The 25,357-nt window shown below is 69.8% G+C and carries 21 protein-coding genes and 1 pseudogene; 10 read left to right on the top strand and 12 right to left on the bottom strand.

Going from position 1 to position 25,357, the window contains the following annotated elements:
• Positions 1–393 precede the first annotated feature (393 nt).
• Positions 394–4,665: a discoidin domain-containing protein gene (locus tag ACZ7OO_RS39920; RefSeq protein WP_471512315.1), complete on the top strand. Its 4,272-nt coding sequence runs from the start codon at positions 394–396 to the stop codon at positions 4,663–4,665.
• 72 nt (positions 4,666–4,737) lie between these two features.
• Here the strand turns inward: ACZ7OO_RS39920 and ACZ7OO_RS39915 are convergent, their stop codons facing one another.
• Positions 4,738–6,354 carry a sodium/solute symporter gene (locus ACZ7OO_RS39915; protein WP_471512314.1) on the bottom strand — a complete coding sequence of 539 codons (1,617 nt, stop codon included), beginning with the start codon at positions 6,352–6,354 and terminating at the stop codon, positions 4,738–4,740.
• The gene (locus ACZ7OO_RS39910) at positions 6,351–6,833 is read right to left on the bottom strand and encodes a DUF485 domain-containing protein (protein ID WP_471512313.1); all 483 of its coding nucleotides are present in this window, start codon (positions 6,831–6,833) and stop codon (positions 6,351–6,353) included. Before ACZ7OO_RS39910 ends, ACZ7OO_RS39915 begins: the two co-directional genes overlap by 4 nt.
• A 457-nt stretch (positions 6,834–7,290) precedes the next feature.
• On the opposite strand from ACZ7OO_RS39910, the gene ACZ7OO_RS39905 reads away from it, so the two are divergent.
• The 4 genes from ACZ7OO_RS39905 to ACZ7OO_RS39890 all read left to right on the top strand — a co-directional run bounded on the left by ACZ7OO_RS39905 (position 7,291) and on the right by ACZ7OO_RS39890 (position 11,505).
• A complete protein-coding gene (locus tag ACZ7OO_RS39905; protein WP_471512312.1) occupies positions 7,291–7,794 on the top strand; it encodes a DUF1203 domain-containing protein in 504 nt (167 codons plus the stop codon).
• Between the two features lie 272 nt (positions 7,795–8,066).
• Positions 8,067–8,291 carry a ferredoxin gene (locus tag ACZ7OO_RS39900; protein ID WP_471512311.1) on the top strand — a complete coding sequence of 75 codons (225 nt, stop codon included), beginning with the start codon at positions 8,067–8,069 and terminating at the stop codon, positions 8,289–8,291.
• Positions 8,292–8,524: 233 nt separating this feature from the next.
• Positions 8,525–9,112, top strand: a complete 588-nt coding sequence (locus tag ACZ7OO_RS39895) for a hypothetical protein (RefSeq protein WP_471512310.1) — start codon at positions 8,525–8,527, stop codon at positions 9,110–9,112.
• On the top strand, positions 9,109–11,505 hold the full coding sequence (locus tag ACZ7OO_RS39890; protein WP_471512309.1) for a glycoside hydrolase family 65 protein: 2,397 nt from the start codon (positions 9,109–9,111) through the stop codon (positions 11,503–11,505). The genes ACZ7OO_RS39895 and ACZ7OO_RS39890 overlap by 4 nt, the downstream gene beginning before the upstream one ends.
• 679 nt (positions 11,506–12,184) lie before the next feature.
• On the opposite strand, the pseudogene ACZ7OO_RS39885 reads toward ACZ7OO_RS39890, so the two are convergent.
• From ACZ7OO_RS39885 to ACZ7OO_RS39875, 3 genes and pseudogenes are all read right to left on the bottom strand, one after another.
• Positions 12,185–12,337, bottom strand: a pseudogene (locus ACZ7OO_RS39885) (IS5/IS1182 family transposase); the annotation flags it as partial.
• Positions 12,338–12,524: 187 nt separating this feature from the next.
• Positions 12,525–13,367 carry a hypothetical protein gene (locus ACZ7OO_RS39880; RefSeq protein ID WP_471512308.1) on the bottom strand — a complete coding sequence of 281 codons (843 nt, stop codon included), beginning with the start codon at positions 13,365–13,367 and terminating at the stop codon, positions 12,525–12,527.
• Between the two features lie 905 nt (positions 13,368–14,272).
• The gene (locus tag ACZ7OO_RS39875) at positions 14,273–14,821 is read right to left on the bottom strand and encodes a GNAT family N-acetyltransferase (RefSeq protein ID WP_471512307.1); all 549 of its coding nucleotides are present in this window, start codon (positions 14,819–14,821) and stop codon (positions 14,273–14,275) included.
• A 539-nt stretch (positions 14,822–15,360) separates the two neighbouring features.
• On the opposite strand from ACZ7OO_RS39875, the gene ACZ7OO_RS39870 reads away from it, so the two are divergent.
• Complete coding sequence (locus tag ACZ7OO_RS39870; protein WP_471512306.1) at positions 15,361–15,990, top strand: Fic family protein; 630 nt, start codon at positions 15,361–15,363, stop codon at positions 15,988–15,990.
• A gap of 147 nt (positions 15,991–16,137) precedes the next feature.
• Here the strand turns inward: ACZ7OO_RS39870 and ACZ7OO_RS39865 are convergent, their stop codons facing one another.
• Complete coding sequence (locus tag ACZ7OO_RS39865) at positions 16,138–16,782, bottom strand: TetR/AcrR family transcriptional regulator (RefSeq protein WP_471512305.1); 645 nt, start codon at positions 16,780–16,782, stop codon at positions 16,138–16,140.
• Between the two features lie 167 nt (positions 16,783–16,949).
• On the opposite strand from ACZ7OO_RS39865, the gene ACZ7OO_RS39860 reads away from it, so the two are divergent.
• Together ACZ7OO_RS39860 and ACZ7OO_RS39855 are read left to right on the top strand one after the other, a co-directional pair.
• Positions 16,950–17,912, top strand: a complete 963-nt coding sequence (locus ACZ7OO_RS39860) for a zinc-binding dehydrogenase (protein ID WP_471512304.1) — start codon at positions 16,950–16,952, stop codon at positions 17,910–17,912.
• Between the two features lie 185 nt (positions 17,913–18,097).
• Positions 18,098–18,295, top strand: a complete 198-nt coding sequence (locus ACZ7OO_RS39855; protein ID WP_471512303.1) for a hypothetical protein — start codon at positions 18,098–18,100, stop codon at positions 18,293–18,295.
• On the opposite strand, the gene ACZ7OO_RS39850 is transcribed toward ACZ7OO_RS39855, so the two are convergent.
• From ACZ7OO_RS39850 to ACZ7OO_RS39840, 3 genes are all read right to left on the bottom strand, one after another.
• Complete coding sequence (locus tag ACZ7OO_RS39850) at positions 18,262–18,882, bottom strand: histidine phosphatase family protein (protein ID WP_471512302.1); 621 nt, start codon at positions 18,880–18,882, stop codon at positions 18,262–18,264. The genes ACZ7OO_RS39855 and ACZ7OO_RS39850 overlap by 34 nt on opposite strands.
• A 289-nt stretch (positions 18,883–19,171) precedes the next feature.
• Positions 19,172–20,284 carry a sensor histidine kinase gene (locus ACZ7OO_RS39845; RefSeq protein WP_471512301.1) on the bottom strand — a complete coding sequence of 371 codons (1,113 nt, stop codon included), beginning with the start codon at positions 20,282–20,284 and terminating at the stop codon, positions 19,172–19,174.
• On the bottom strand, positions 20,281–20,949 hold the full coding sequence (locus ACZ7OO_RS39840; RefSeq protein WP_471512300.1) for a response regulator: 669 nt from the start codon (positions 20,947–20,949) through the stop codon (positions 20,281–20,283). The genes ACZ7OO_RS39845 and ACZ7OO_RS39840 overlap by 4 nt, the downstream gene beginning before the upstream one ends.
• A 258-nt stretch (positions 20,950–21,207) precedes the next feature.
• Here ACZ7OO_RS39840 and ACZ7OO_RS39835 point away from each other — a divergent pair, with 258 nt between their 5' ends.
• Positions 21,208–22,260, top strand: a complete 1,053-nt coding sequence (locus tag ACZ7OO_RS39835; protein ID WP_471512299.1) for a serine hydrolase domain-containing protein — start codon at positions 21,208–21,210, stop codon at positions 22,258–22,260.
• 79 nt (positions 22,261–22,339) lie between these two features.
• Here the strand turns inward: ACZ7OO_RS39835 and mgrA are convergent, their stop codons facing one another.
• From mgrA to ACZ7OO_RS39820, 3 genes are all read right to left on the bottom strand, one after another.
• Positions 22,340–23,383 (bottom strand): L-glyceraldehyde 3-phosphate reductase, encoded by a 1,044-nt coding sequence (mgrA, locus tag ACZ7OO_RS39830; RefSeq protein WP_471512298.1) that lies wholly within the window; start codon positions 23,381–23,383, stop codon positions 22,340–22,342.
• Positions 23,384–23,520: 137 nt separating this feature from the next.
• Positions 23,521–23,880: a nuclear transport factor 2-like protein gene (locus ACZ7OO_RS39825; RefSeq protein ID WP_471512297.1), complete on the bottom strand. Its 360-nt coding sequence runs from the start codon at positions 23,878–23,880 to the stop codon at positions 23,521–23,523.
• Positions 23,881–23,902: 22 nt separating this feature from the next.
• On the bottom strand, positions 23,903–24,697 hold the full coding sequence (locus tag ACZ7OO_RS39820; protein ID WP_471512296.1) for an SDR family oxidoreductase: 795 nt from the start codon (positions 24,695–24,697) through the stop codon (positions 23,903–23,905).
• Positions 24,698–24,809: 112 nt separating this feature from the next.
• Between ACZ7OO_RS39820 and ACZ7OO_RS39815 the strand changes: the two genes are divergently transcribed.
• Positions 24,810–25,319 (top strand): winged helix-turn-helix transcriptional regulator, encoded by a 510-nt coding sequence (locus ACZ7OO_RS39815; RefSeq protein ID WP_471512295.1) that lies wholly within the window; start codon positions 24,810–24,812, stop codon positions 25,317–25,319.
• Positions 25,320–25,357 lie beyond the last annotated feature (38 nt).

The raw sequence follows: 25,357 nt of genomic DNA, 5'->3' as shown, positions 1-25,357 counted from the left end.
ATCCGAGTTGCGGACCGAGGTACCAAGTCGTGTGAACTGCGCCTGGCTGCATGCACTTTGACCGCCTCATCCATCCATAACGGGTGCGAGTGCCGCCTGCACCGCCGCGGCATGAGTGCTTCTGGTGAAATTTGTGCCGTCCTGCCTGTGGACCCACTCACACCTGTCTGCAATATTTCGATGAATCAACGCAATATCCTGCGCACTGCCTCCCGCTGGGAATCGTGTGCCACGCACCGCGCCACCGCTTCGCAGAGAACCGCAGAGAACCGCAGAGAACCGCAGAGAACCGCAGAGAACTGATCGTCCCGCACCTTTCTGCACCACTCCGCCAGGAACGAGCCGCCCTCGCCGCCCCTTTGGCGTGCGAGCCTCCGCAGAAAGCGACCCCGCATGACTCGACACAAGCCGAGATCCTGGAGACGGCGCGCAGCGACCGCTGTACTCGCCTCCGCCGTCATGGTTCTGGGTCTGCCCGCCGTCGGCGCACACGCGGCAGGCGGACCGAACGCCGCCGCGGACGCCAGGACCAAGGCAGGCAGCGCCCGCGCCGCACATGCGGCCGCCAACGTCACCGACGGTGACACCGACACCTACTGGCAGGCCGGAAAGAAGTCGGCCCAATGGGTGCAGACCGACCTCGGACGGACCGAGCGTGTCCGTCAGGTCGTGCTGCGGCTGCCCGAACACTGGCAGACCCGCAAGCAGACGCTGGCGCTCCAGGGCAGCGCCGACGGCAAGAGCTTCGCCACACTCAAGTCGTCGGCCCAGTACGTCTTCAGCCCCGGCAACGACAACACGGTGAAGATCTCCGTCCCCGCGACGCTCGCCCGGTTCGTACGGGCCGACTTCAGCGCCAACTCGGTCGGCGCCACCGCGCAGCTCGCCGAGATGCAGGTCCTCACGACCGCCGCCTCGACCCCCAACCTCGCCCAGGGCAAACCCTTCAGCGAGAGCGGACACGCCGACGTCTACGGCGCGGCCAACGCCGGTGACGGCAACCGCAACACCTACTGGGAGAGCACGAACAACGCCTTCCCGCAGTGGCTCCAGGTCGACCTCGGCTCGTCGGTCAAGGTGAACCAGGTGACGCTGCGGCTGCCCAGCGGCTGGCCGAGCCGGAGCCAGACGCTCAAGATCCAGGGCTCGACCGACAACCAGAACTTCACCGACCTCACGGCCTCGAAGGCGTACACCTTCGACAGCTCCAACGACCAGTCGACGACCATCACCTTCGACACGACCACCACGCGATACGTGCGCGCGCTGTTCACCGCCAACAGCGGCTGGCCCGCCGGGCAGGCGTCCGAGCTGGAGGTCTACGGACCGGCCACCGGCGACACCCAGGCACCCACCGCGCCGACCAGCCTGAGCTACACCGAGCCCGCCACCGGGCAGATCAAGCTGACCTGGAACGCGGCCACCGACGACACGGCCGTCACCGGCTACGACGTCTACGCCAACGGCCAGTTGCGGGCGAGCGTCGCCGGGAACGTCCTGACCTATACGGACACCCAGCCGGCCGGCAGCGACATCACCTACTTCGTGCGGGCCAAGGACGCGGCGGGCAACGTCTCCGCCAACAGCAACAGCGTCACCCGCAAGGGATCGACCGGCGACACCCAGGCCCCCACGGCACCGGGCAACCTCGCCTACACCCAGTCGGGCAGCGACGTGAAGCTCACCTGGCAGGCGTCGAGCGACAACGTCCAGGTCACCGGCTACGACATCTACGCGGGCGGCCAGCTCGTCAAGTCCGTGGCGGGTGACGTCACGACGTACACCGACACCCCTTCGCCGACGGCCACGGTCACCTACTACGTGAAGGCGAAGGACGCCGCGGGGAACGTGTCGGTGGCGAGCAACAGCGTCACCCGCAACGGTTCCGGCACCGGCTCCGACCTCGCCCAGGGCAAGCCCATCGAGGCATCCTCGTACACCTTCACCTACGTCGCCACGAACGCCAACGACGGCCAGACCAGCACCTATTGGGAGAGCGCGGGCGGCGCCTACCCGGCCACCCTCACCACCAAGCTGGGTGCAAACGCCGATCTCAGCCAGGTCGTCGTCAAGCTCAACCCGGACGCCGCCTGGTCCACCCGCACCCAGAACATCCAGGTGCTCGGCCGCGACCAGGACGCCACAGCCTTCACCAGTCTCGTCGCGGCGAAGGACTACACGTTCAACCCGGCGACCGGCAACACGGTGACCATCCCGGTCTCCGGCGCCGCCGCCGACATCCAGCTCAAGTTCGCGTCGAACACCGGAGCCCCGGGCGCGCAGGTCGCCGAGGTGCAGGTGATCGGCACGCCCGCCGCCAACCCGGACCTCAAGGTCACCGGCATCACCAACACGCCGGCCGCCCCGGTCGAGTCGGACGCCATCAGCCTGACGGCGACCGTCACCAACAGCGGCAGCAAGGCGTCCGCGGCCACCGACCTGAACTTCACGCTCGGCGGCACCAAGGCCGCCACGGCCGCTGTCCCTGCCCTCGCGGCGGGCCAGTCGACGACGGTCACCGCGAGCATCGGCACCCGCGACGCGGGCAGTTACCCGGTCGGCGCCGAGGTGGACCCGTCGAACAAGGTCATCGAGCAGAACGAGGCGAACAACGTCTTCACCCGCTCCGACGCCTTGGTCGTCAAGCCCGTCTCCAGCTCCGATCTGGTCGCGGCGCCGGTCGCCTGGTCCCCGTCCAGTGCCTCGGCGGGCGACGCGGTCGCCTTCACCGTCGCGATCAAGAACCAGGGGACGACCGCTTCGGCCTCCGGCGCCCACGGCGTCACCCTGACGATCCAGGACGCGGGCGGCGCCACCGTCAAGACGCTCAGCGGCTCCTACAACGGCGCCATCGCATCCGGCCAGACGACCGCACCGATCGCCCTCGGCTCCTGGACGGCCGTCAACGGCAAGTACACCGTCAAGACGGTCATCGCCGACGACGCCAACGAACTGCCGGTCAAGCGCACCAACAACACGACCACGCAACCCCTGTTCGTCGGCCGCGGCGCGGACATGCCCTACGACATGTACGAGGCCGAGGACGGCACGGTCGGCGGCGGCGCCAAGGTCGTCGGCCCGAACCGGACCATCGGCGACCTCGCCGGCGAGGCGAGCGGCCGCAAGGCGGTGACCCTCACCGGGACCGGCCAGTACGTCGAGTGGACCACCCGTGCGGCGACCAACACCCTGGTCACCCGCTTCTCGATCCCGGACGGCACCGACACCACCCTCGACGTCTACGTCGACGGCCAGTTCCTCAAGGCGATCGACCTCACCTCGAAGTACGCCTGGCTCTACGGCAGCGAGACCGCGCCCGGCAACTCACCCGGCTCCGGCGCCCCGCGCCATATCTACGACGAGGCGAACCTGCTGCTCGGCACGACCGTCCAGGCCGGTTCCAAGATCCGCCTCCAGAAGGACGCGGCCAACACCTCCACCTACGCCATCGACTTCGTCAACCTCGAACAGGCGACGGCGAACCCGAATCCGGACCCCGCCGCCTACACGGTCCCGGCCGGCTTCTCGCACCAGGACGTGCAGAACGCGCTCGACAAGGTCCGCATGGACACCACGGGCAAGCTCGTCGGCGTCTATCTGCCCGCCGGTGACTACGAGACCTCCAGCAAGTTCCAGGTCTACGGCAAGGCGGTCAAGGTCGTCGGAGCCGGGCCGTGGTTCACCCGCTTCCACGCCCCCTCCTCGCAGGAGAACACCGACGTCGGCTTCCGGGCCGAAGCCACCGCCAACGGCTCGACGTTCGCCGGCTTCTCCTACTTCGGCAACTACACGTCCCGGATCGACGGCCCGGGCAAGGTGTTCGACTTCTCCAACGTCTCGAACATCACGATCGACAACATCTGGGTCGAGCACATGGTGTGCCTGTACTGGGGCGCCAACACCGACAACATGACCATCGAGAACTCCCGCATCCGTGACATGTTCGCCGACGGCATCAACATGACCAACGGATCCACGGACAACCACGTGGTCAACAACGACGCCCGCGCCACGGGCGACGACAGCTTCGCGCTCTTCTCGGCGATCGACGCCGGCGGCGCCGACGAGAAGAACAACCTCTACGAGAACCTGACGTCCACACTCACCTGGCGAGCGGCAGGCATCGCCGTCTACGGCGGCTACAACAACACCTTCCGCAACATCCGGGTCGCGGACACGCTCGTCTACTCCGGCATCACGATCTCCTCGCTGGACTTCGGCTACCCGATGAACGGCTTCGGCACCGAGCCCACGACGATCGAGAACGTCTCCCTGGACCGGACGGGCGGCCACTTCTGGGGCTCGCAGGTCTTCCCCGCCATCTGGGCGTTCTCCGCCTCGAAGGTCTTCCAGGGGATCCGGGTCAACGACGTCGACATCGACGACTCCACCTACGGAGGCGTGATGTTCCAGACCAACTACGTCGGCGGCCAGCCGCAGTTCCCGGTGAAGGACACCATCTTCACCGACATCTCCATCACCAACTCCAAGAAGAGCGGTGACACGTTCGACGCCAAGTCCGGCTTCGGCATCTGGGCCAACGAACTGCCGGAACCCGGCCAGGGCCCGGCCGTCGGCGAGGCCACCTTCCGCAACCTGCGGATGAGCGGCAACGCCCAGGACATTCGCAACACGACCAGCACATTCAAGATCAATATCGAGTAGGTGCCGAAGGGCGGTGAAAGGTACGGGGCGCTCGCTGTGCGGGCGCCCCGTACTGCTGGTCACGACGAAGCACTACTGGGGCGAGTGGCGCGGCGGCGGGCCGGTGAGGAGGTGCTGTTCGTGGGATTCGTAGCGGCTGCGTTCGTGGTCGGTGGTTCGTCGGCCGGCCAGGACCGTGGTGAGCCAGCCGGTGAGGAAGCCGGCGGGTACGGAGACGAGGGCGGGCGTGTTGTACGGGAACCAGGCGAAGTCGGCCTCCGGGAAGGCGGACAGAGGCGTACCGGATACCAGCGTGGTGCCGGGCGCCAGGGCCAGGACGGTCAGCGAGCCCACGACGAGGGTGGCTAGGAGCGCGGCGCGCGTGTACCGACGCCAGAAGAGGGTGTAGAGGAGCGCGGGGGCGATGGCCGAGGCGCCGAGGGTGAAGGAGACGGTCGCCAGGGGCTGAAGGCTGCGGTGCTGGGCGAGGACGGCCAGGAGGATGGTGGGTATGCCCACGGCCAGGGCGCTGGACCGGGCGAGGGCGAGTTCTCGCGCCGGGGCCGGGGGAGTGGCGCGGGCTGCGGTCAGGTCGTGGGCGAGGGCGTTGGCGCAGGCCAGTGTCATGCTCGCCACGGAGGCGAGGAGCGTGAGGAAGACGGCAGTGGTGACGGTGGCGAAGAGCAGGCTCTCCGGCCGGGACAGATCCGTTCCGAACGCGGCGCGGGCGCCCAGGAGATAGGCGGTCGTACCGTGCGCGTCGGCGGCGACGATGCGGTCATGACCGACGAGCGCGGTCGCGCCGGTGCAGATCAGCGTGAGCATCAGGATGAACAGGGTCACCGAGGAGACCGCCCAGGACATCGCACGGCGGACCTGACGCGGGGTGCCGGCGGTGTACATCCGCATGGTGACGTGCGGCAGGCTGGCACCGCCGAGCACGATGGCACACTGGGTGCTGGCCATGTCGAGGGCCGGATGCGGGCTGCTGGAGTACTGCAGACCCCACCTCAGATAGGCGGGCCCCGCCCCGCTCTGCCGGGCAGCCGCGTGGAACAGGGCCTGGGGCTGCCAGCCGAACATGCGCAGGATCAACACGCTCACGACCAGCCCCGAGGCGAGCAGCACCACGGTCTTGATGATCTGGACCAGCGCGGTGCCGGGCATCCCTCCCAGCGCCGCATAAGTGATCATGAGGACACCTGCCCCGGCCACGCATCCGTTCTTCATGCCGGGCTCGGTGAACCCGAGGACGTACGCCAGGAGGTCACCGACCCCGGCCAGCTGTACGACCATCATCGGGACGAGCGCGGCCAGGGTGACCAGGCAGGCCGTGACGCGCACGGACCGTGCCGGGTGCCGGCGGGCCAGCGCGTCGCCCATGGTGTAGCGGCCGGTGTTGTGGAGGGGTTCGGCCAGCAGGAACATCAGCAGCAACAGGGACAGCAAGGCGCTCAGGGCCAGGACGATGCCGTCGTAGCCGCACAGGGCGATGATCCCCCCGACGGTGAGGACGGTGGCGGCGGAGATGTAGTCACCGGCGACGGCCAGCCCGTTGCGTATCGGCGAGAGGGACCGGTACCCGGTGTAGAACTCGGCGAGGTCGTCGGCCTCCGGGCCGGTGAGCACGCACAACAGCAGGGTGAGGGCGACGACCGAGCAGAACGCGATGAGGGACCAGGACTGGGCGGAGCCGCCGAACTCGGTCACGGCGCCTGCTCCCGGTCCGCGACGGCCGCGCGCATCTGGCGGCGGGCATGGCGCGCCAGGGGATCCACGAAGCGGTGCGCGGCGGCTTCGTAGAGGAGGACCGCGAGCCAGGTGACCGGGATCTGGGCGAGGGCCAGGACCAGTCCGATGGGCAGACCGCCGGGGCCCGGGCGGGCCATCAGGGAAGGCGCCTTGACGGTCAGGGTGAGGAAGGCCGCGAAGTAGCCGAGCGCGGTGAGGGTCGCCACGCGCCGATGCCAGCGGTACGCGCGCCGCAGCAGGCGCAGGGTGCGGTGGGCGCCGGAGCGGGGATTCGCGGGACGGACGCCGGACGACTCCTCCTGACCGGCCGACCAGGCGGGGGAAGGGCGGTCGTACCAGGGACTGCCGGGCGAGGGATCGTCGTACGCGGAGCGGTCGTAGGCGGAGCGGTCGTACGGCGGCCGGTCCGAGGATAACTCGGGGGAATCATGGGACATTTCAGCAACTCCTCGTGGGGGACCCGGCCCCGCGGATGGCGGACCGCGTGCGGGGAGAGCGGTTCGGGCGACCGCACGCCGTGCGGCCGGAAGATCTGCGAAGCTGGTGGCGCCGGTCGTCCGGGACGACGTCTCATACGTCGCGATCGTGTGAGCAGGGCGCCATGGTCTCCGGCGTGGGCGCGGTCCGCCAGAGGCGCGGCCGGAGTCGGCGGGAGCGCTCCGCGGTGCGCGGAGCTGACCGTGGGATCTCTGCCCAGGAGGTGATGAAGCATTGACGGAGCGCGAGGTGGCGCGATTGCGTCGAGGAGTGCGCCGTCGCACACCTCATGGGCCCCAGGACACCCACCGGGTCGCTCTGCTCCTTGGCCGGCTGAACACGAATGATCCTTCGGCGCGCAAGACGTCGTCCGGTTCCCGCCAGCGTCCCCGCGCCGACCCGCGTCACGCTGAACACATGACTCCCACCTTCCATCCCGTTCCCATCCCCTCCGCGGTCCTCAAGGAACTCCGTGTTCGAGACGACGCCGGGCATTCGCCACGCCCGTACACGGACGACGAAGGCGACGCGCCGCTGCGCTGCTGCCTGCGGTCCAGTACCAAAGGAGAGCGGATCGCCCTGGTCTCCTACGCGCCGCTGCGCCGGTGGGCGGCGCAGACGGACGCCGACCCCGGGGCGTACGACGAGCAGGGGCCGGTCTTCATCCACGCCGAGGACTGCGGCGGCCCGGCCGGCGAGAACCCCGGCTACCCCTGGGCGCGCCCCGGCGCCCTGCGCGTCCTGCGCCGCTACGACAGCCGAGGCCACATCACGGGCGGCCGCATGGTGACACTCCCCGACGATGCCCACGCGGCCTTCGAACAAGCACTGGCCGAGGCCTTCACCGACCCCGAGACCGCCCAGGTACATGTCCGGGCCGTCGAATACGGCTGCTACCACTTCCGCGTGGACCGCCCCTGACAGACAAGGCCGGCCGGACAGCGGCGGCCACCAGCGGACGATCCGCATACGCCCTGCACGGGTGAGCCCACTCACACCGCTCGCTGTGTCTACTACGGACGGTCGTATGCCCGACTCCGCACCGCCCGGGCGGGAAAGTAGTGCCTCTGCAGGGGCTTTCTACGGTCATTGTTCGAATTGGGGACCGTTGGCGCCGGTGGGGCGCGGGTTAAGAATGGGCGACGTCGTGCAGAGCCCTCTCCGGCCCCGGCTGCGGCCGCCGGGTGCACGGCGTGCCGCCCCTCCCGCGGAATGAGGGCGCCCGGCTGGAGGTGAACTGGTCCCGCTGCTCCGGCCACGGCCTGTGCACCGTGCTGGCCCCCGACCTCGTCCGTCTCGGCCCGCACGGTTACCCAACCTCCACCACCATCCCGGTGGCTCCCTGGCAGGAGCACGCCGCCCGCCGCACCGTAAACCAGTGGCCGGCGCTGGCCCTACGCCTGCAGCACAGCGAGTGACCCATCCCTCCCGGGCCTGAGTGAGAACCCTGACGGGGCCGTCCGGCCCCGGAGGTCAGTCCCCATGTCGCTGACTGACCCGGGACTCGATGACTGTCGCTTGTGGCCTGCTCGAGTGCGTCTCGTGATAGGCGCCGTGGCCGCCGTCCGTGCCTCGACCGAGCGGGTGCCTTCCGGCGTGCCGGGCAGCACGCGCGGACCAGCGACTGTGGGCACGGCCTAGCCTCAAGGCCGTGCTGGGCTTTCCTGCCGGCGTCCGTGCCTGCTTGCTCGATCTCGACGGGGTGCTCACCCGGACCGTGAAGGTGTGCGCGGCCGCCCGGAACAAGATGTTCGACGACGATCTCTGCACACGCGTGACGAGTGAGGGGACTGGCTTTGTGCCCTTCGAGGTGGTCGACGACTACGACGACCGCGTCGACGGCGGGCCCCGTGAGGACGGGGTGTCCATGTATCTCGCCGCACGAGGCGTCCACCTGCCTGAGGGAACCCCGGACGACCCGTTGGAGGCGGAAAGCGTGAACGGATGGGGTATGCGACAGAGCGGTCTGGTGCTGCGTGCGGCAACCGCTGCCCTGGGCCGCGCGGTGGTGTCGTCCGGCGCGGACTGCCGAGGCGGGGTGCCTCCCGTCGGCAGGGACATGTTCGACGGGCGAATCGACGCGGTGGTGACACGCGGCCGCCGGCGGCGCGGCAAGCCCGCTACGACCTGCTCTGAGGCGGCCCGCGCGCGGGGAGCGAAGCCCGAGCCGGGCGCAGTGTGCGAAGACGTCCCGGCCGTCGTGGTCCGCGGTCCGGCCGAGATCCTGGAGTCGCGGTGATCACCCATCCCAGCTTCACAGTGGAGCCATGGTGCCTGCGTGAAAGCGAGCTGAACCTGGACCTGCTCGCCCAGAGCGAGTCGGTTTTCGCGCTGTCCAACGGGCACATCGGATGGCGGGGAAACCTCGACGAGGGTGAGCCCCACGGGCTGCCCGGTGCTTACCTCAACGGCGTCCACGAGCGGCATCCGCTGCCCTACGCGGAGGCCGGCTACGGATATCCCGAGTCCGGCCAGACGATGATCAACATCACCGACGGCAAGGTCATCCGCCTGCTGGTCGATGATCATCCGTGCGATCTGCGTTATGGCCGGCTGCTGGAGCACGAGCGGGTTCTGGACTTCCGTACGGGTGTGCTCAGCCGCACCGCGCGGTGGACCTCTCCCGGCGGCCGTACGGTCCGGATCACCTCGCGGCGCCTGGTGTCCTTCACCCAGCGAGCGGTGGCCGCCATCGTGTACGAGGTCGAGCCGGTCGACGGACCGGCCACGGTGGCCGTACAGTCCGAACTCATCGCCAACGAACAACTGCCCCGCCTCCAGGGCGACCCTCGAGTTGCCGCGGCGATCGAGTCCCCGTTGACGCCGGAAGAAGGCTTCGCGCAGGGCACCCGACTGCGGCTGTTGCACCGCACCGACCGCAGCGCACTACGGGTGGGAGCGGCCGCCGACCATCTGGTCGAAGGGCCGGAGAGCACCCGCTGGACGGCGGAGAGCGAGCCTGATGTCGGTCGTCTGACGGTGACGGCGGACCTGGCGCCCGGGCAGCCGCTACGGCTGTTCAAGTTCGTGGCGTACGGCTGGTCGGGGCAGCGCTCGCTACCGGCCGTGCGCGACCAGGTCGACGGCGCGGTGGCGGCCGCGGTCAGCACCGGCTGGGACGGGCTGGTGGCCGGGCAGAGGGCCTACCTGGACCGGTTCTGGGCCGGAGCGGACGTGGAGGTGGAGGGGGATGCACAGATCCAGCAGGCGGTGCGGTTCGCTCTCTTCCACGTGCTCCAGGCGGCCGCCCGGGGCGAGAACCGGGCGATTCCCGCGAAGGGGCTGACCGGTACGGGGTATGACGGGCACTCCTTCTGGGACACGGAGTCCTATGTGCTGCCGCTGCTGACGTTCACCGCTCCGGAGACCGTCGCGCCGGCGCTGCGCTGGCGGCACGGGATCCTGCCGGCGGCGCGGGAACGCGCCCGTGAGCTGAATCTGTCGGGGGCCATGTTCCCCTGGCGGACGATCGACGGTTCGGAGTCGTCCGGCTACTGGCCGGCCGGGACGGCTGCCTTCCACATCAACGCGGACATCGCCATGGCAGCGGTCCGATACGTCCTGGTGACCGGAGACGAGGAGTTCGAGCGGAACGAGGCACTCGACCTCCTCGTCGAAACAGCCAGACTGTGGCGTTCCCTCGGCCATCACGACGCGGACGGTGTCTTCCATATCGACGGCGTCACCGGACCCGACGAGTACAGCGCGATTGCGCGGGACAACCTGTACACCAACCTGATGGCCCGCCAGAATCTGCTGGCCGCCGCAGGCGTGTGCACGCGTCATCCGGACCGGGCCGAGGAACTCGGTGTCGACGACGAGGAGACCGCCGGCTGGCGCGAGGCCGCGGCCCGCATGGCGGTGCCGTACAACGAAGCGCTCGGCGTGCATGAACAGTCGGCGGGATTCACCAGTCTCCAGCGCTGGGACTTCGAGGCCACCCCACCCGAGCACTACCCGCTCCTCCTGCACTACCCCTACTTCGACCTGTACCGCAAGCAAGTGGTGAAGCAGGCCGACGTCGTACTGGCGATGCTGGAGTGCGCGTACGCGTTCACCGAAGAAGAGAAAGCGCGCAACTTCGCCTACTACGAGGCGCTGACCGTCCGTGACTCCTCTCTGTCGGCGTCCTGTCAGGCGGTGCTCGCAGCCGAGACCGGGCACCTGCGACTGGCCTACGCCTACCTCGCGGAGGCCGCGCTGATGGACCTGGACGACCTGGAGCACAACACCCGTGACGGCCTGCACATCGCCTCCCTCGCCGGGACATGGATCGCCTTGGTCTCCGGCTTCGGCGGTTTGCGGCGACATTTTGACGACGAAGGGAGGCCGGGCCTGCTGGGGTTCGCACCGCGCCTGCCCGAAGCGCTGTCCAGGGTGGCCTTCACGGTGCAGGTAGGCGGACAGAGGCTGAAGGTCGATATCGGGCAGACCCGCGTGCGCTATCGGCTGGTGGAAGGCGAACCTCTGACCGTGCTCCACTTCGGGGAGCCGATGACCGTGACCGTCGACGAGCCGGTGGACCGACAAGTCCCGCCCCCGCCCGACTATCCCGAGCCCCAGCAGCCCCGGGGCCGCCGTCCGGAGGGCCTTCCGAGCGAGGAGGAGCCCCGCGAAGAGACACAGGAATGACCTCCTCCCTCCTTGTCCGGCCTTTGGCCGGGGCGGTCCGACGGTGGCGGTCGCTGGTGTGGAAGCACTGCGGCGACGGCTGGACGATGTCGGTCATGCACGCGCGGCGGCCCGGTTCGGTCGGGCAGCCGCGTCGGGACCGTCAGGGCTGGACAGCCGGCCTGGCAGGGTTCCCGGCCGACAGTCCGTTCGTGGAGGCTCCTCGTGGATACTGGCTGGCTGTCGGGGCCCGGGCGGGAGGACCGGCGGCGCCTGTTCGACCACGGGTGGATCGTGCCGGCAAGACCGTCGTGATCCACCGTGCCGTGGAGGCAGTCGGCTCGCTCGCGGTGCGGCTCCGGCGGGAGGCGGGAACCCGAGTGATCGGCACCGGCCGGTCCGCCGACCGGGACCCCGTCATCGCTCTCGCTCCCGGCGACCGCACGTTCCTGGACCTCGACGCCGGCCGGCTGACGGCCACCGCCGAGGTTGACGTGGTGTCCGATGCGGTGTCCGACGTGATCTGCGGCGACGTCCTCCCGTGGGCGGCTGGGCGATTGCCGGGCACTACGGCTTCGGGGCGGACGGCTCCAGGCGCGGGTCGGCGCGGTCCACCCGTTGGCCGAGGCGGTCGCGGCCTTCGTGTCACCGACACCGCGAGGATCGGAAGGCGAACCGCGGCCTGATTGTCGCGGTCGGCCGGCAGGACCTCGTCGAGCAGGGGGATCAGCCGGGTGACGTCGTTGCGTTTGCCGCTGGTCAGCAGGACTGCGGGCGGGGTGCCGTGCCCATCGGTGATCAAGTGGTGTTTCGGACCGGCGGCTCAGCCCCGGCCGACCGGCGAGGGCCCGCGTGCTGCCACCTTTCGAGCGTCCTGATCGCCGCCGACGAGCACGGCGAAAGCCTTACCGACAGCTGGGAACCGACGGAACGTGGTGCTCGGGGTGACGGAATGCGCGGGACGCAAGGTCACTCCGCTGGGCGGCTGCCGCGTGTCCGTCGGCGCTCGCGGGGCTCACTGTTAGGCGTCGGCGCCCCCGCTAGCCGAGCTTCCGCAGCACCTCGGTGATGTTGGTCCGGTACCTGCGCAGCGCCTGCAACCCGGCGGCGTAACGGTCGCGGTGCTGTCTGATGTCCACGGCCTGCTTCTGCGCCCGTACAGAGTGCCAGAGCTCGGCCGTATGGTGGCGGCGCTTGCAAGTGACGTCCGCGACGGCCGTGGCCCGCTCCCGCGGCGTATGCCGGGTGTTGCCGTCACTGCCCCGCTGCCATGCGTCGTCCGTGTACGCCGCGACGGGGTCGGGATAGCGGGTGAACCCTTGTTCTGCCACACAGCGGGACCACTCATCCCAGGCCGCGCGGAGGCGCGGGTCGCGCTTGACCGCCTTGTCGACCTCGATCGCCCGTGTGCTTGCGTAGAGCCAGTCCTGCTTGACGTCGATGCCGCGCATCAGCCGCCGGCTCGCCGCGGTGTTGCAGGCGGGCAGGTCCGCATACTCAGCGTTGGTCATCCGGCGGCCCTGCGGTTGGAGGACCAGGGGCTTTGCCGGGTCCCAGCCGTAGCCCCAGCGGCGGGCGGCGGTGAGATCCAGGGCGCCGTAGTCGGTGCTGACCGCGGTGGCGACGACGGGGTCGCCGGGGTAGCGGGGGTCGAGCGGGAAGTTCGAGTGGCCACGCTCCGCCATGCACTGCCGGGTCAGCAACGCCGAGGCCCGCTGCGATCGTTGGTAGTCCTGCGGGGTGTAGTCGTAGCGGTCGGCCGGCAGGGGGCCGAGGTCCGACGCCGTGCGGATGACCTCCGGGTGTTCTGGACCGGAGGCGCAGATCGCCGCCAGCACCGCAACTCCCGCCACGGCACCCGGCCGCCACCCCCGCCTCGTCATGCGACGGAATGCTACCGGGCGGCGTACAGCGGGCGGCCCGGGCCCCAGCGGCTCATCCACGCACGCCGAGTTTCCAGGCGACAGAAAGCTCGATCAGGCGACGCCCATCGAGCAAAGCCACGTTTCAGCGGGTCAGCAAGTCAGTTGACCGCAGTTGAGTGACGGTTGTGCCCCCCCCGCCCTGATAGCTGCACCGCAGGTGGCGCGAGAGACGATGGGCGTGGCGTACGGTCGGCGCCGCGACTCTCCACCTCACCATGATCGCATCGTCGGCGGGGTCGCTGGTGGACACGGCCGTCCTGGAGCGGCATGCCACGGGCTCGCTCCCGGCTTTCGCCGGCACGCCCTCGAGTACGCGGCCATCCCCACAGGATCTCGAATAACTGACCACGACGATCGGAAAGCCCAGGGTACGGCTCGGTCGCCGCACGGTACAAAGATCAGACACCAGCGGCACCTCAAGCCGAGTCGGACACCGCCGAGTTGTTGTCGACGACCACGGCCTGCCACCCCACGAGGTTCGGGTCCGGATTCACGACGCAGGCCACCTCCGCGGATGATCGACAGGGAATCGCGCTGGATCAACACGCCAGGGGAACCTGGGTGCATGCAGACGGACGACCGCATCGTTCCCCGGATCGGTGTATAGCTCAGCCTCGGTACGCTCCACCCGGTCATCCAGCCTCAGACCGTGTGAGGCGGCTCGGGGTGCCGAACTGTCCCATGAAGCACCGCCCGGCGCCTCCGACGGAAAGCCAACTCGCCGCCCACGATGATGTCCGGACTCGGGGCGGCAGGAACTCGTATCGCAGTTGTCCGGTGTGTTCTGACGGAGTCGAGGGGCTCGCCAAGGCTGACGGCCGGTCGAAACGGCCCTTGCGGATCCCGCGTTGTCGAGGACGGACTCAACCGAACGGCGTGGTCGAGGACCACACACCGAACCACTGCTCGGCGCCCCACTCCTCGAACCGCTCCACTTCGGTGAACCCCAGCTTCGCCGCGAGGCGCATCGAGCGGTCGTTGGCCGTCTGGGTGCAGAGCACCACCGGCTCGCTGGGAAGCACGTCGGCGAACCAGTCGAGTGCCGCTGCGCATGCCTCGGCGGCGTACCCGTATCCCCACGCCTGCGGCAGGAACATGTAGCCGAGTTCGGTCTGCCCGGCATCCGGACGGACGTGTCCCGGACGCTCTGCGTCGCGCCGGTCGAGCGTGATCATGCCGACCATCGCTCCGTCGAGATCGATCACGAAGAGGCCGGGACGCTGCCCGGGCACCTCAGGCACCGCGCGCTCGAGCTCGACACGCGGTCGGGGGCCACCGATATAGGTGCCCACCTCTGGCGAGGCGAACAGCTCGATGAATGCCGCACGGTCGCGGGCCTCGGCCTCGCGGAGCACAAGCCGCTCGGTCCTGATCGGGCCAGGCGGCCAGGGGAGGGGGCCAAGCTCAGTCATGGCGGGCAACATATCGCACGCCCGTCGGGCGGCAGCCCGAGGCGACCGACAGCGCCGGCAGCTTCCGGCCCGTGGGCCCGCTCTGGATCTCGCGTCCGTGCCCGGCCCGGAATTGTGGCCGTGACCCTCCGGACAACCGGGGCGAGTTGTTCGACGGCCTTGTGCGCGGCTTCCGGGTGGGGAGGTCGGGCGGGTCCGGGCGGCCTGACCGGCGCCCGGTCGGTCCCGCGGCCGTTCCCGTTCCCGTGGATCACTGGCCGAGCAGACGGTGGACGGTGTCGGCCACGCATCGGCTGCGGTCGGCGCCCGTGGCCTCCACCGCGGTGGTGAGCCCGGGGGCGGCGGTGTCCCACATCGCCCGAGCCTTCCGCAGTGGCTCGGGCTCGGCTCCGAGACGGACGCTGCGTTACGCCCGGGCGTCGGCCGGGACCCTGACCGAACGCGACGCCGCCTGGGCGGCCCGCGGCGGTCGGTGGGAACCCTGGGGAGGGGGAGCACCCGCCCTACGGCGGTTTCCGCCTGCGACTGATGGATTCCGGGTGTGGTGCGAAGGGCCGGTCCGCCGGCGAGACCCCATCCGTGCGAAGCGTCTGCTCACCGCCCATGCCCTGGCCCGTGCCGATGCCGCACGCCGTGCCCCACTGGACTTCACGCTGCTGTCCGCTTGGCAGCGCGAAGTCCTGGGCGTAACAAAGGCACCGTTCCGCGCGAACGACGCCTATGCGAAGGCCGGGCGCGAGCGCTACGCCCTGACCTCGCACACCCAGGCCCACTTTGCCACCTGCCTGCGCGAGGCGACCGAGGCGGAGCTCCCGCTGGCGGCCCGCGCGGCCCGCGCTTACCTCGACGTTGCGTTCTTTCACCCGTTCACTGACGGCAATGCCCGCGCGGCTCTGCTGACCCTGGTCCACATCCTGGGCCGTGAGGACGTCGTCCTTCCAGAGGTCGGTCCTCTTCAGACCACCCGCTATGCGGACGACTCCGCGGCGCCGCAGACCTGGTCACACTTGTCGACGTACTCAACCGCCGCCGAAAGCAGGCGAGATCAACGCCAGCCTCCGTGGAAACGAAGCGGACCGACTGGTAACCCCATCCGCATGCCGGCACTGAGTCGTCGTGGGGCACCGGGCGGCCAATCAGTGCGAGCCATCGGTGGCAGAGCCTTTTGAACCACACCCGGTGCCCTGGGTGGGTGAACCATACGAAGGGCTCACCGCCTCCCGCAGAACAACGTAGGGAGCCCCTTCCAACCTGGCTGCCAGGGACCCGACAAGGCCGTTGGGTTGGAAGGATTGACGGGCCTCCAGGTGACGGAATCATGGCGTGCCGGGCGAGTGCGTGAGCTGCAGGCGTGGTGCTGGCGGCAGCGGCGTATGCGCTTTCGTTTCTGGTGCGGCGCGGAACGCCTCGATCACGTAGGCGGCGAAGCGGCGGGAGGCCTTGACCCGGACGGCACGCGGCGTGTCTTGGAGGCCCCGGTGGGCCATGAGCATGAGGATCAGGTCGTCGACGACGAAGCCGGGGCGCAGATGGCCGCTCTCCTGGGCGCGGCGGGCCAGTTCGCCGACCGCACGCAGAGTCCGCTCCCGGTCGGCGGCGAGGTCCATGGCCTCGGGGAATGCCGTCATAAAGGCGTCGGCGAATCCCCGGCTGTGCGCGTGGAGTTCGCAGATCCGCTCGATCAGGCTCCGAAATCCGTGCCATGGGTCCGCGTCCGTAAGAGCGTCGCGGATGGCGGCATCACAGGCTCGCCGCTGCTCGGCGAAGGTCTCCGCGATCAGTGCCTGCTTGGTCGGGAAGTGCCGGTACAGCGTTGCGGGGCCGACGCCTGCATGCCGGGCGACCTCGCGCATGGGCGCACTCAGCCCCTCTTCGCCGAAGACCGCGCGGGCGGCGTCCAGGATGCGGGCCCGGTTGTCGCGGGCGTCGGAGCGCACAGTCTGAGGCAAATGGCTGGTCATCGTTTCTCACTTTAGCCAAGCGGACGGGGGCGTCCGTTACGGTCCGATGGCGGTGCCGCCGCCCTGTCCCGGCACTTCGCCGGTGATGCCCCGGCTGTGGGGGCCGGCTCGACGCCCGCGGCCGCAGCAGCTGCGATCCGTCCCCTCCACCGACCCGAGGAGCAGAGATGAAAGCCGTCCTGATCAGGACGTTCGGAGACCCCGATGGCCTGGACGTCGTCGATGTGCCCGTGCCCGTTCCTGCCCCGGGGCAGGTGCAGATCGCCACGGAGGCGATCGGGGTAGGCGGCGTGGACGCCGTGATCCGCCGGGGAACGCTCGCCGCCTACGGTTTCCGGGAGGGCCATCTCCTCGGCAGCGAGGTCGCGGGACGGGTCACCGCGGTGGGAGAGGGCGTGGACTCCTCGTGGATCGGGCGGCGGGTGTGGGCGTTCACCGGTCTGTCCGGTGGGTATGCCGAGCAGGCCGTCGCCGTTGTCGAGGACGTCCTTGCGCTGCCCGACGGTCTGACCGGCGCCGACGCGGTCACCCTCGGAGGCTCCGGCGTGGTCGCCCACTTCGCGCTGGCCCGGGCCCGTTTCACGCCCGGCGAGACGGTGCTCGTGCGCGGTGCGGCGGGCAGCATCGGGATTACGGCGGTCCAGCTCGCAGCCAGGGACGGCGCGAGCGTGGTGGCGGTCACCACCTCGTCGGTGGAGCGTGGCGCCCGCCTGCGGGACCTGGGCGCGACCCATGTCCTTGACCGCTCCGGCAAGGGCGGCCCGGACGCACTGACGGGCTTCGACGTGGTCATCGATGTCGTGGGGGGTTCCCAGCTTCCCCTTTTCCTGGACAAGTTGAACTCCAACGGGCGGTATGTGGCTGTCGGTGTGGTCGGCGGCCAGCCGCCGGTGGACTTCGGCATGCGGCTGATGGACGCCTTCCGCAGGTCGTTGTCGTTCGCCACTTTCAGCTCCGACACCGTGCCCGGCCCCGAACAGCAGGCCGTGCGGTCGTCCCAGTTCGCCGATGCTGCGCACGGGGACCTGCGCACGGTCGTGCACGAAGTGTTGCCGCTGGAGCAGGCGGTGCAGGCCCACCGCAAGATGGACGCGGGGGAGGTGTTCGGCAGGGTCGTGCTGGCGCCCTGAGCCGGGCCGGGACGGCGTTCGCGGCCCGGTTAACGAAACGGGACCCGGCTCAGGCCGTGACTGGCACCCGGCGCCGATGGTGACCATCGTCGGCGCCGGGCAAGCGCGTGGCGTGCCCAGTTACCGTTGTCTCGTCCGGCATCAGGGATGCGTCGCCGTACGGGTGCCGCGTGATGATGCCCCGGATGGCCGTGAGCCACACCACGAGCAACCCGGTCGTGCAGGCCGAGGTCGGCATCTCCTACGTGTCGGTCGCGGGCGCGGTCGCCAACCGGACCGCGGAGAACACCGGCTGGGACTTCAATGCGACCCGCACCGTCGCACCGCATCCTTGCCTCGAATGCCCTGGTCAGGCCCTACCCGTCGCGAGCATCGCACGTTGAGAGAGAAGTCGACGCCGGGGCTCCTGCGGCGATACGCCGCCGAACTGGACGTCCCAGCAACCGCTTCGCCAGGTGAGGGAGACCGCGCGCAGGGGTGGCACGGCGAGATGCCAGAAAGCTCTTGCCGGTACGGCCAGGGCATCGATGAGCACGGCCCTGATGACGGCTCCTTCAGTGATGGCGACCGCGTGGCCCGTGTGCGGCGCCATACTGCTCAGCCAGTCCGCCGACCGGCGGCAGAGCTGTCGTACGGACTCTCCGTCGTGCGGCGTGGCATCCGGATCCGTGAGCCAGGCGGTGAACCCGGCGGGGTCGGTTGCGACGACTTCGCCGACAGTGCGACCGGACCACCTGCCCACGTCGAGATCGCGCAGCATGGGCTCGGACGATGCCATGAGACCCATGGCGTCAGCAGTCTCCGAGCAACGGATCGAAGGCGCCCGGACGGCCGGCTCGCAGGGAGAGAGCACTGCTCTCGCGGCGCCTGCCATGCGTATGCCGTCCTCGCTGAGATGGGCGTCTGCGAGGAGCGGGTCCACAGTGGGGTCACCGCCGGGCGCGCACAGAAGCGTCAGGTGAATCGACATGGGGTGTGCCCCTTTCCTGGCCGGGCGTGGCTTCAGACGGTGTGGACCGCTGCCGACACGTCGTACCTCACGTGCTCAACAGTCGGTCCAGGCCCCCCGGCAGCACCATCCGCCAGGTGTCCGAAACCACCCCGCCGACCGGCCGACCTCCCCCTGCGGCTGGTGACAGCCGGAGTGCCGGCCACAGCGTCGGCAGGAGCACGGGGAGAGCGGGAAGTGTGCGGGGACGAGGCAGGGACGGCCCCCCGCCCGCGTCCTGCGAACGCGTGGATGGTTGTCTCGGCGGCCTTCACCGGTTGCGATCATGGGGCAATTGGAGGCGGAGCTCGTAGCCACCCTCAGCCGTGGGGCCGGATGTGACGGTGCCGCCGAGGAGCTCCGCGCGCTGGGCCAGTCCCGCCAGGCCGTGGTGGGCGCTCGGCAGGGCGAGCGCGCTTCGGGTGGGGGCGGTGTTGGTGACCGTGGCGCGGAGGGTACCGTCCCTGACCTCGATACGGACGGTCACGCTGGCGCCGGGGGCGTGCTTGCGGACGTTGGTCAGTGCTTCCTGCACGGTTCGGTAGACGGCGCGCTGAACCGTGGGCGGAGGCTCCTCGGGCAGATCGATCTCCAGCTTCGCTTCGATACCTCCGGCCTCCAGCAGATGCTCCAGGTCGGCGAGCGAAGGCTGCGGGGTGAGCTCCGTGGGCCTGCTGCCCGATGCCCGCAGGACGCCGACCATGTGCCGCAGTTCTTCCAGGGTCTGCACACTCAGTCGGCGGATGGTGGCCGCGGCTTGTCTCGTCTCGGCGTCCCGGCCGCCCACCTGGAGCGCTCCGGCCTGTACGGCGATGAGACTGACCTGGTGGGAGACCACGTCATGCATCTCCCGGGCCAGCTGGGCGCGCTCCTTCGCCATTACGCTCTGCGCGGTCAGCAGCCGTTCCTGCTTGCGGGCCTCGGAGATGTCGGCGAGCCGCAGCGACAGCTCGCGTCGGGCCTGGACGAGCTGGCCCAGGAAGACGGGAGCGGCAGCGGTGGCCAGGGTGTAGCTGAGATGGAACAGGCTGTTCGTCTGGGACAGCTCGGTGGCGTCGAGGGACGACCACGGCCAGGGCAGGAAGTCGATGATGGCGTAGAGCAGTGCGCAGCCGGCCAGCAGGAGACGGTGGCGGTTGAGCGAGGACAGCGTGTACAGCGCGGTCATGGGGGCGACCACCGCGTCGGTGACCAGGCCGGTGGGGAGCGTGAGGAGGAAGGTCGTCAGGGGCAGTCGGTGACGCAGCACCAGGGCAAGGGCGCCGAGCACCGCGCAGGCCGTGGTCGGCCAGTCCCGGAGGTCGACGTGAACCCATGTGTCCGCCAGCGCGATACCGACGAGAGCGATGTCGACGAGCGCGGCCCGCGGCTGCCGGCGGTTCACCGGGCGCCCTCGTCCTGCGCGTGAGCGAGCAGGCCCGCGCGCTCGGCGATCAGAGCCGCCTGGACGCGGCTGCTCACCCGCAGTTTGCCGAGCACGCTGGTCACGTGGCCCTTGATGGTGCCGGTACTCAGGTGCAGCCGCTCGCCGATCTCGTTGTTGGCGAGTCCTTCCGCCATGAGGACGAGCACGGCACGCTCGCGCTCGGTGAGCCGGGCCGTGAGACGGACGGCGGTGGGCTCACGAACGCTGTTGTCGAGGTAGCCGCCCACCACCAGGCGAGTGACCTTCGACGACAGTACTGTCCCCTCCTCGGCGAGGGTGCGCACCAGGTAGGGAAGCTGTTCGGGATCGGTGTCCTTGAGCAGGAATCCGGCGGCGCCCGAACGCAGAGCGGTCGCCACGTACTCATCGGTGTCGAACGTGGTGAGCATGGCGACCACCGGGGGCTCCGGCATGCGGCGGAGATCGGCCAGGATGGTGAGGCCGTCCACGTCAGGCATCCGGATGTCGAGCAGGACGACGTCGGGGCGCAGTTCCCGCACCGTGTGCACGGCCTGGCCGCCGGGTACCGCCGCGACCACCTCGATGTCGTCCGCCGCCTCGAGGATGTGTGTGAAACCCGTGCGGATCAAGGCCTCGTCATCGACCACCAGTACCCGGATCATGTGCGCTCCGCTCCTCACGTGCCCCGGTCGATGCGTACCCCCGGGGAGCCTGCCTTCCGGCGGCCGGCGCACAGAACCCGCCGGTTGGCGGCGCGACCTCAGCCGGTCGGCGGGGCGGCGCCCGCTCACCGCCCCGGCGGCAGGCGCGCGACCTCTGCGAACAGTGCGCCCGCCCGCCGTGGCGCAGTCGGGACCTCCCCACTCGTCTCACTACGCTGAGCGACGGAGACTGCACGGACAAGGACAGATCGGGAGACCATGGCCCTCGAGCTCGACATCGACCGCATCCGCCAGTGCGTCGGCGAAGGTGTCCGCGACAAGGTCTACCCCGGCGCCGTCTGGGCCGTCGGTGACCGCTCCGGAAACATGGTCCTCGGCACCCCGGGGGTCCTGGATCCCGACCAGCCCGACGAACCGATGCGGCACGACACCGTCTTCGACGTCGAAGGCCTCACGGAGGTCCTCGCGGTGTGGTCGACCATCGGATCCCTCGTCGAAGACTGCAAGCTGCACCTCGACGAGCAACTGGGTGACTTCTGGTCCGAGGTGCGCGGCCATCCGCTGGGCCGGGTGAGCATCCGCCACCTGCTCACCCATACGGCAGGCATCCCTCTCCGGACCGACCTGATGGACCTGTACGGCACCGACCCCCAGGACATTCGCGCCGGCGTCCTCCACGATGCCGTGCGCTGCCCGCCCGGAGAGGCCGTGGAGTACACCGCCCGGGCCGCCCTCGTCCTCGGCTACCTCGCCGAAGAACTCTCCGGCCAGAGCCTCGACGTCCTCGCGGCCACCGAAGTGTGGCGGCCCCTGGGTATGACCCGCACTCGCTACGGCCCCCTGCCCGGCGAAGCAGCCGCCCACTGCGCGCCGACCGAGGTCGACGACCTCACGGGGTCCCGCCTGAGGGGTACCGCCCACGCCTCGTCAGCGCGCCTGCTCGGCGGAGTCTGCGGCATCTCCGGAGTCTTCTCCGCCCTCCCCGACCTCGCGGCCTTCCTCCGCCACCTGCTCCAGCCGGGACAGGACACCGGCCGACCGGGCCCCGGCACCGCCTGGATCAAGGAGTCGCTGCGGGCCCAGACCGGCGAACTCACCCCCGCAGGCGGCCTGTTCTGGCGCCCGGCCCCGGGAACGGCCTCAGGGACCGACGACAGCTGGGAGCACTGCGGCTCCGGCGCGGCAGGCGCATGGCTGTCCCCCAAACAGGGCCGCTGGGCGGTCCTGCTGACCAACGCGCGTTACTACACCACGGATTACGGACCCCTCATCCACATCCGCGACACGTTCCGCTCGCTCGCCTTCGCCTGACCGTGCGCCGGCGGGGTCCGGCACCGCCACGGGGAGACCCGTTCGGCACGGCCGCCACCGGCCCGACACAGGTATGGCCTCAGTTCATCTTTCCGGTCCGGGCGTCCCGCCACAGGTCGACGCCGCCGTCGACGGCGTACGTGTCGATCTCGGCCAGCTCCTCCAAGGTGAACTCCAGGTTCTCCAGCGCGGCGACGTTCTGCTCGAGCTGTTCGGTACGGGACGCGCCGATGACCAGCGAGGTGACCCGCTTGTCACGCAGTGCCCAGGCGAGTGCCATCTGTGCGAGGCTCTGCCCACGGCGCTGGGCGATGTCGTTGAGTGCGCGGAGCCTGTTCACCATGTCGTCCGACAGCCAGTCCGCGTCGAACGACGTGCCGGCCGCGGCCCGCGAGTCCTCCGGGATGCCGTCGAGGTAGCGCCCGGTGAGCAGGCCCTGCGCGAGCGCTGTGAACCCGATGACGCCGAAGCCCTCCTCCTGCGCCGCGTCGAGCAGCCCGTCCGTCTCGATCCAGCGGTTGACCATGCTGTACGACGGCTGGTGGATGAGCAGGGGCGTCCCCAGTTCCCGCAGGATCGCGGCGGCCTGCCGGGTGCGCTCGGCGTCGTAGGAGGAAATCCCGACGTACAGCGCCTTGCCCTGGCGGACGGCGGTGTCCAGCGCGCCCATCGTCTCCTCCAGGGGCGTGCTCGCGTCGAGGCGGTGGGAGTAGAAGATGTCGACGTAGTCGAGGCCCATGCGCTGCAGGGACTGGTCGAGGGAGGCCAGCAGATACTTGCGGGAGCCACCGCCCTGGCCGTAGGGGCCGGGCCACATGTCCCAGCCGGCCTTCGTGGAGACGACCAGCTCGTCCCGGTACGGTGCGAGGTCCTGCTTCAGCAGCCGCCCGAAGTTGAGTTCCGCGGAGCCGTAGGGCGGCCCGTAGTTGTTGGCCAGGTCGTGGTGAGTGATTCCGAGGTCGAAGGCGCGCAACGCGATGTCCCGCTGGCTCTCGAACGACCGGTCGTCACCGAAGTTGTGCCAGTAGCCCAGCGACAGGACGGGCAGGTCGAGGCCCGAACGCCCGGTGCGCCGGTAGCGCATCGTGCCGTTGTACCGGTCGGGGTCCGCGACGTGGTTCATGGGGGTCTCCGCAGGTGACAGTGGGTTTGATGCCGTTCGGGGAGCGAACGTGCCTACTGTGCCCCGGCTCGATTCCCGAGTCCAACAGCTCACGCACATCGGATTTATCGTTGTCACTTCTCAAAGAGAGCCGCGTGTCAGGGTTCGATGAGGAGGTTCACGATGAGGCCGTCGCCGAGGGTGAAGCGGTAGTGCAGGTCCACCACTCCGCCCGGGAAGTTGCCTTCGAGGTGCTGGGTGGCGACGTAGTGGTCGGTGTCGACCTTCTGCGCGCCGGTGAGTTCGGTCGTGTACGTGTACTCGCCGGCGGCACGCGTCAGCCAGGTCTCGATCGCAGGGGCTCCCCGGTGGGTCTTGCCGTCGTCGGTCACGCTGGCGCCCGGATGGAAGGCGCTGCGCGCGGTGGCGGTGTCGCGGACGCGGTGGGCGTCGAGGTAGCGGGTGATCACTTCGGGGAGGGCGTCGGCGTCGATGTTCTGGGGCTGGTCGGTGTGCATGGTGGCTTCCTGGGGGGAGGGGTCACACCGTGGGGATGGTGCCGCCGTCGATGATGTGCTCGGCGCCGACGATGGCGGAGGCGCGGTCGGAGACCAGGAAGGCGACGAGTTCGGCGACTTCCTCGGGACGGTTGGGACGGCCCAGGGGGATACCTCCGAGGGAGTCCATGAGCTGTTTCAGGGCCGCCTCCTGGGTGGTGCCCGCGTTCTCGGCGATACGGGCGACAAGGTGGTCGGCGGCGGTGGTCCGGACGAAACCGGGGGCGACCGTGTTGACGCGGACACCGTGCGGCGCGACCTCGTTGGCCAGCCCCTTGCTGTAGGTGGTCAGGGCGGCCTTGGCTGCCGCGTAGGCGAGGGTGCCGTTCCACAGCGGCATGCGGCGCTGGATCGAGGAGACGTGGATGATGACGCCACGTCCGGACTCGATCATGCCGGGCAGCAGGCCGCGATCCAGGCGGACGGCGGCCAGGAGGTTGACGTTCAGCTCCCTGGCCCAGTCGTCCTCGTCGAGCGCCGCGTATCCGCCCGACGGCGCGTCCGAGCCGCCCAGGTTGTTGATCAGGATGTCGATGCCGCCGAGACGGTGAAGGGCTTCCTCGACCACGGTGGCGGCCCCCTCGGGGGAGGCCAGGTCCGCGGCGATCATGTCCGGGGCCGGGACGTCGTCCGGTCGGCTGCGCGCCGTCACCAGCACGGTCGCGCAGGCCTGGGCCAGCCGCCGGGCGACGGCTGCGCCGACTCCTTTCGTGCCGCCGGTGACCAGGGCGCGTCGGCCCTGCAGGGATTCGCTGACTGCTGCGGTGGGGGTGGTCATGGTGAGTCCCGTTCTCGGACGCGGGCAGGCAGGTGCTCCACGCCCCTCGTTACTGCTAAAATAGAAGCTAGTAACTTCGACTTTAGCAGTAACTCGCTGGGAGTGGTCAACCTTGACAAGCCGCATCAGGGCAGAGGACCTCGAGTGCCCGCTGTCCACGACCGCGCAGCACGTCGGTGAATGGTGGACGCTCCTGCTCCTCCACGACGCCTTCGACGGGTACACCCGTTTCGACCAGTTCCAGGAGAACCTCGGCATCTCCACCAGCATGCTCACCGCACGCCTGAAGAGGCTCGTCGCCGACGGCCTGCTGGAACGCCGCCCGTACCAGACCAACCCGGTCCGCCACGAGTACGTCCTCACCGACCTTGGCCGCTCCCTGCGCCCGGTGATCATCACGCTCGCCGCGTGGGGCAATTCCCGCCTCGCCCCCGAACAGCGCAGCATGGTCCTGGTCGACGCCGACAGCGGCGAAGAAGTCGAACCCGTGGTCGTCGACGCCAAGACCGGCCGCCGCCTCGACGACAGCCGGACCTATGTGTTCACGGCCGGCCCTGCCGCCGGCCACGCCATGCGGGCCCGCTACACGCCCGGCACACCGGATGGCGCGGTCACGGCCTGACGGCCGTGGCGGCTGTGCGGGGACGGCGCGTGTGCCCC

Source organism: Streptomyces sp. NPDC111744 (assembly GCF_055634995.1).
This window is presented reverse-complemented; position numbering and strand designations above follow the sequence as displayed.

Bases quoted from the DNA above. Each gene is read 5' to 3' on its own strand.
- ACZ7OO_RS39920 (WP_471512315.1), top strand. From the start codon at position 394: ATGACTCGACACAAGCCGAGATCCTGGAGACGGCGCGCAGCGACCGCT.
- ACZ7OO_RS39910 (WP_471512313.1), bottom strand. From the start codon at position 6,833: ATGTCCCATGATTCCCCCGAGTTATCCTCGGACCGGCCGCCGTACGAC.
- ACZ7OO_RS39905 (WP_471512312.1), top strand. From the start codon at position 7,291: ATGACTCCCACCTTCCATCCCGTTCCCATCCCCTCCGCGGTCCTCAAG.
- ACZ7OO_RS39880 (WP_471512308.1), bottom strand. From the start codon at position 13,367: ATGACGAGGCGGGGGTGGCGGCCGGGTGCCGTGGCGGGAGTTGCGGTG.
- ACZ7OO_RS39875 (WP_471512307.1), bottom strand. From the start codon at position 14,821: ATGACTGAGCTTGGCCCCCTCCCCTGGCCGCCTGGCCCGATCAGGACC.
- ACZ7OO_RS39865 (WP_471512305.1), bottom strand. From the start codon at position 16,782: ATGACCAGCCATTTGCCTCAGACTGTGCGCTCCGACGCCCGCGACAAC.
- ACZ7OO_RS39860 (WP_471512304.1), top strand. From the start codon at position 16,950: ATGAAAGCCGTCCTGATCAGGACGTTCGGAGACCCCGATGGCCTGGAC.
- ACZ7OO_RS39855 (WP_471512303.1), top strand. From the start codon at position 18,098: ATGGCCGTGAGCCACACCACGAGCAACCCGGTCGTGCAGGCCGAGGTC.
- ACZ7OO_RS39850 (WP_471512302.1), bottom strand. From the start codon at position 18,882: ATGTCGATTCACCTGACGCTTCTGTGCGCGCCCGGCGGTGACCCCACT.
- ACZ7OO_RS39840 (WP_471512300.1), bottom strand. From the start codon at position 20,949: ATGATCCGGGTACTGGTGGTCGATGACGAGGCCTTGATCCGCACGGGT.
- ACZ7OO_RS39835 (WP_471512299.1), top strand. From the start codon at position 21,208: ATGGCCCTCGAGCTCGACATCGACCGCATCCGCCAGTGCGTCGGCGAA.
- mgrA (WP_471512298.1), bottom strand. From the start codon at position 23,383: ATGAACCACGTCGCGGACCCCGACCGGTACAACGGCACGATGCGCTAC.
- ACZ7OO_RS39825 (WP_471512297.1), bottom strand. From the start codon at position 23,880: ATGCACACCGACCAGCCCCAGAACATCGACGCCGACGCCCTCCCCGAA.
- ACZ7OO_RS39820 (WP_471512296.1), bottom strand. From the start codon at position 24,697: ATGACCACCCCCACCGCAGCAGTCAGCGAATCCCTGCAGGGCCGACGC.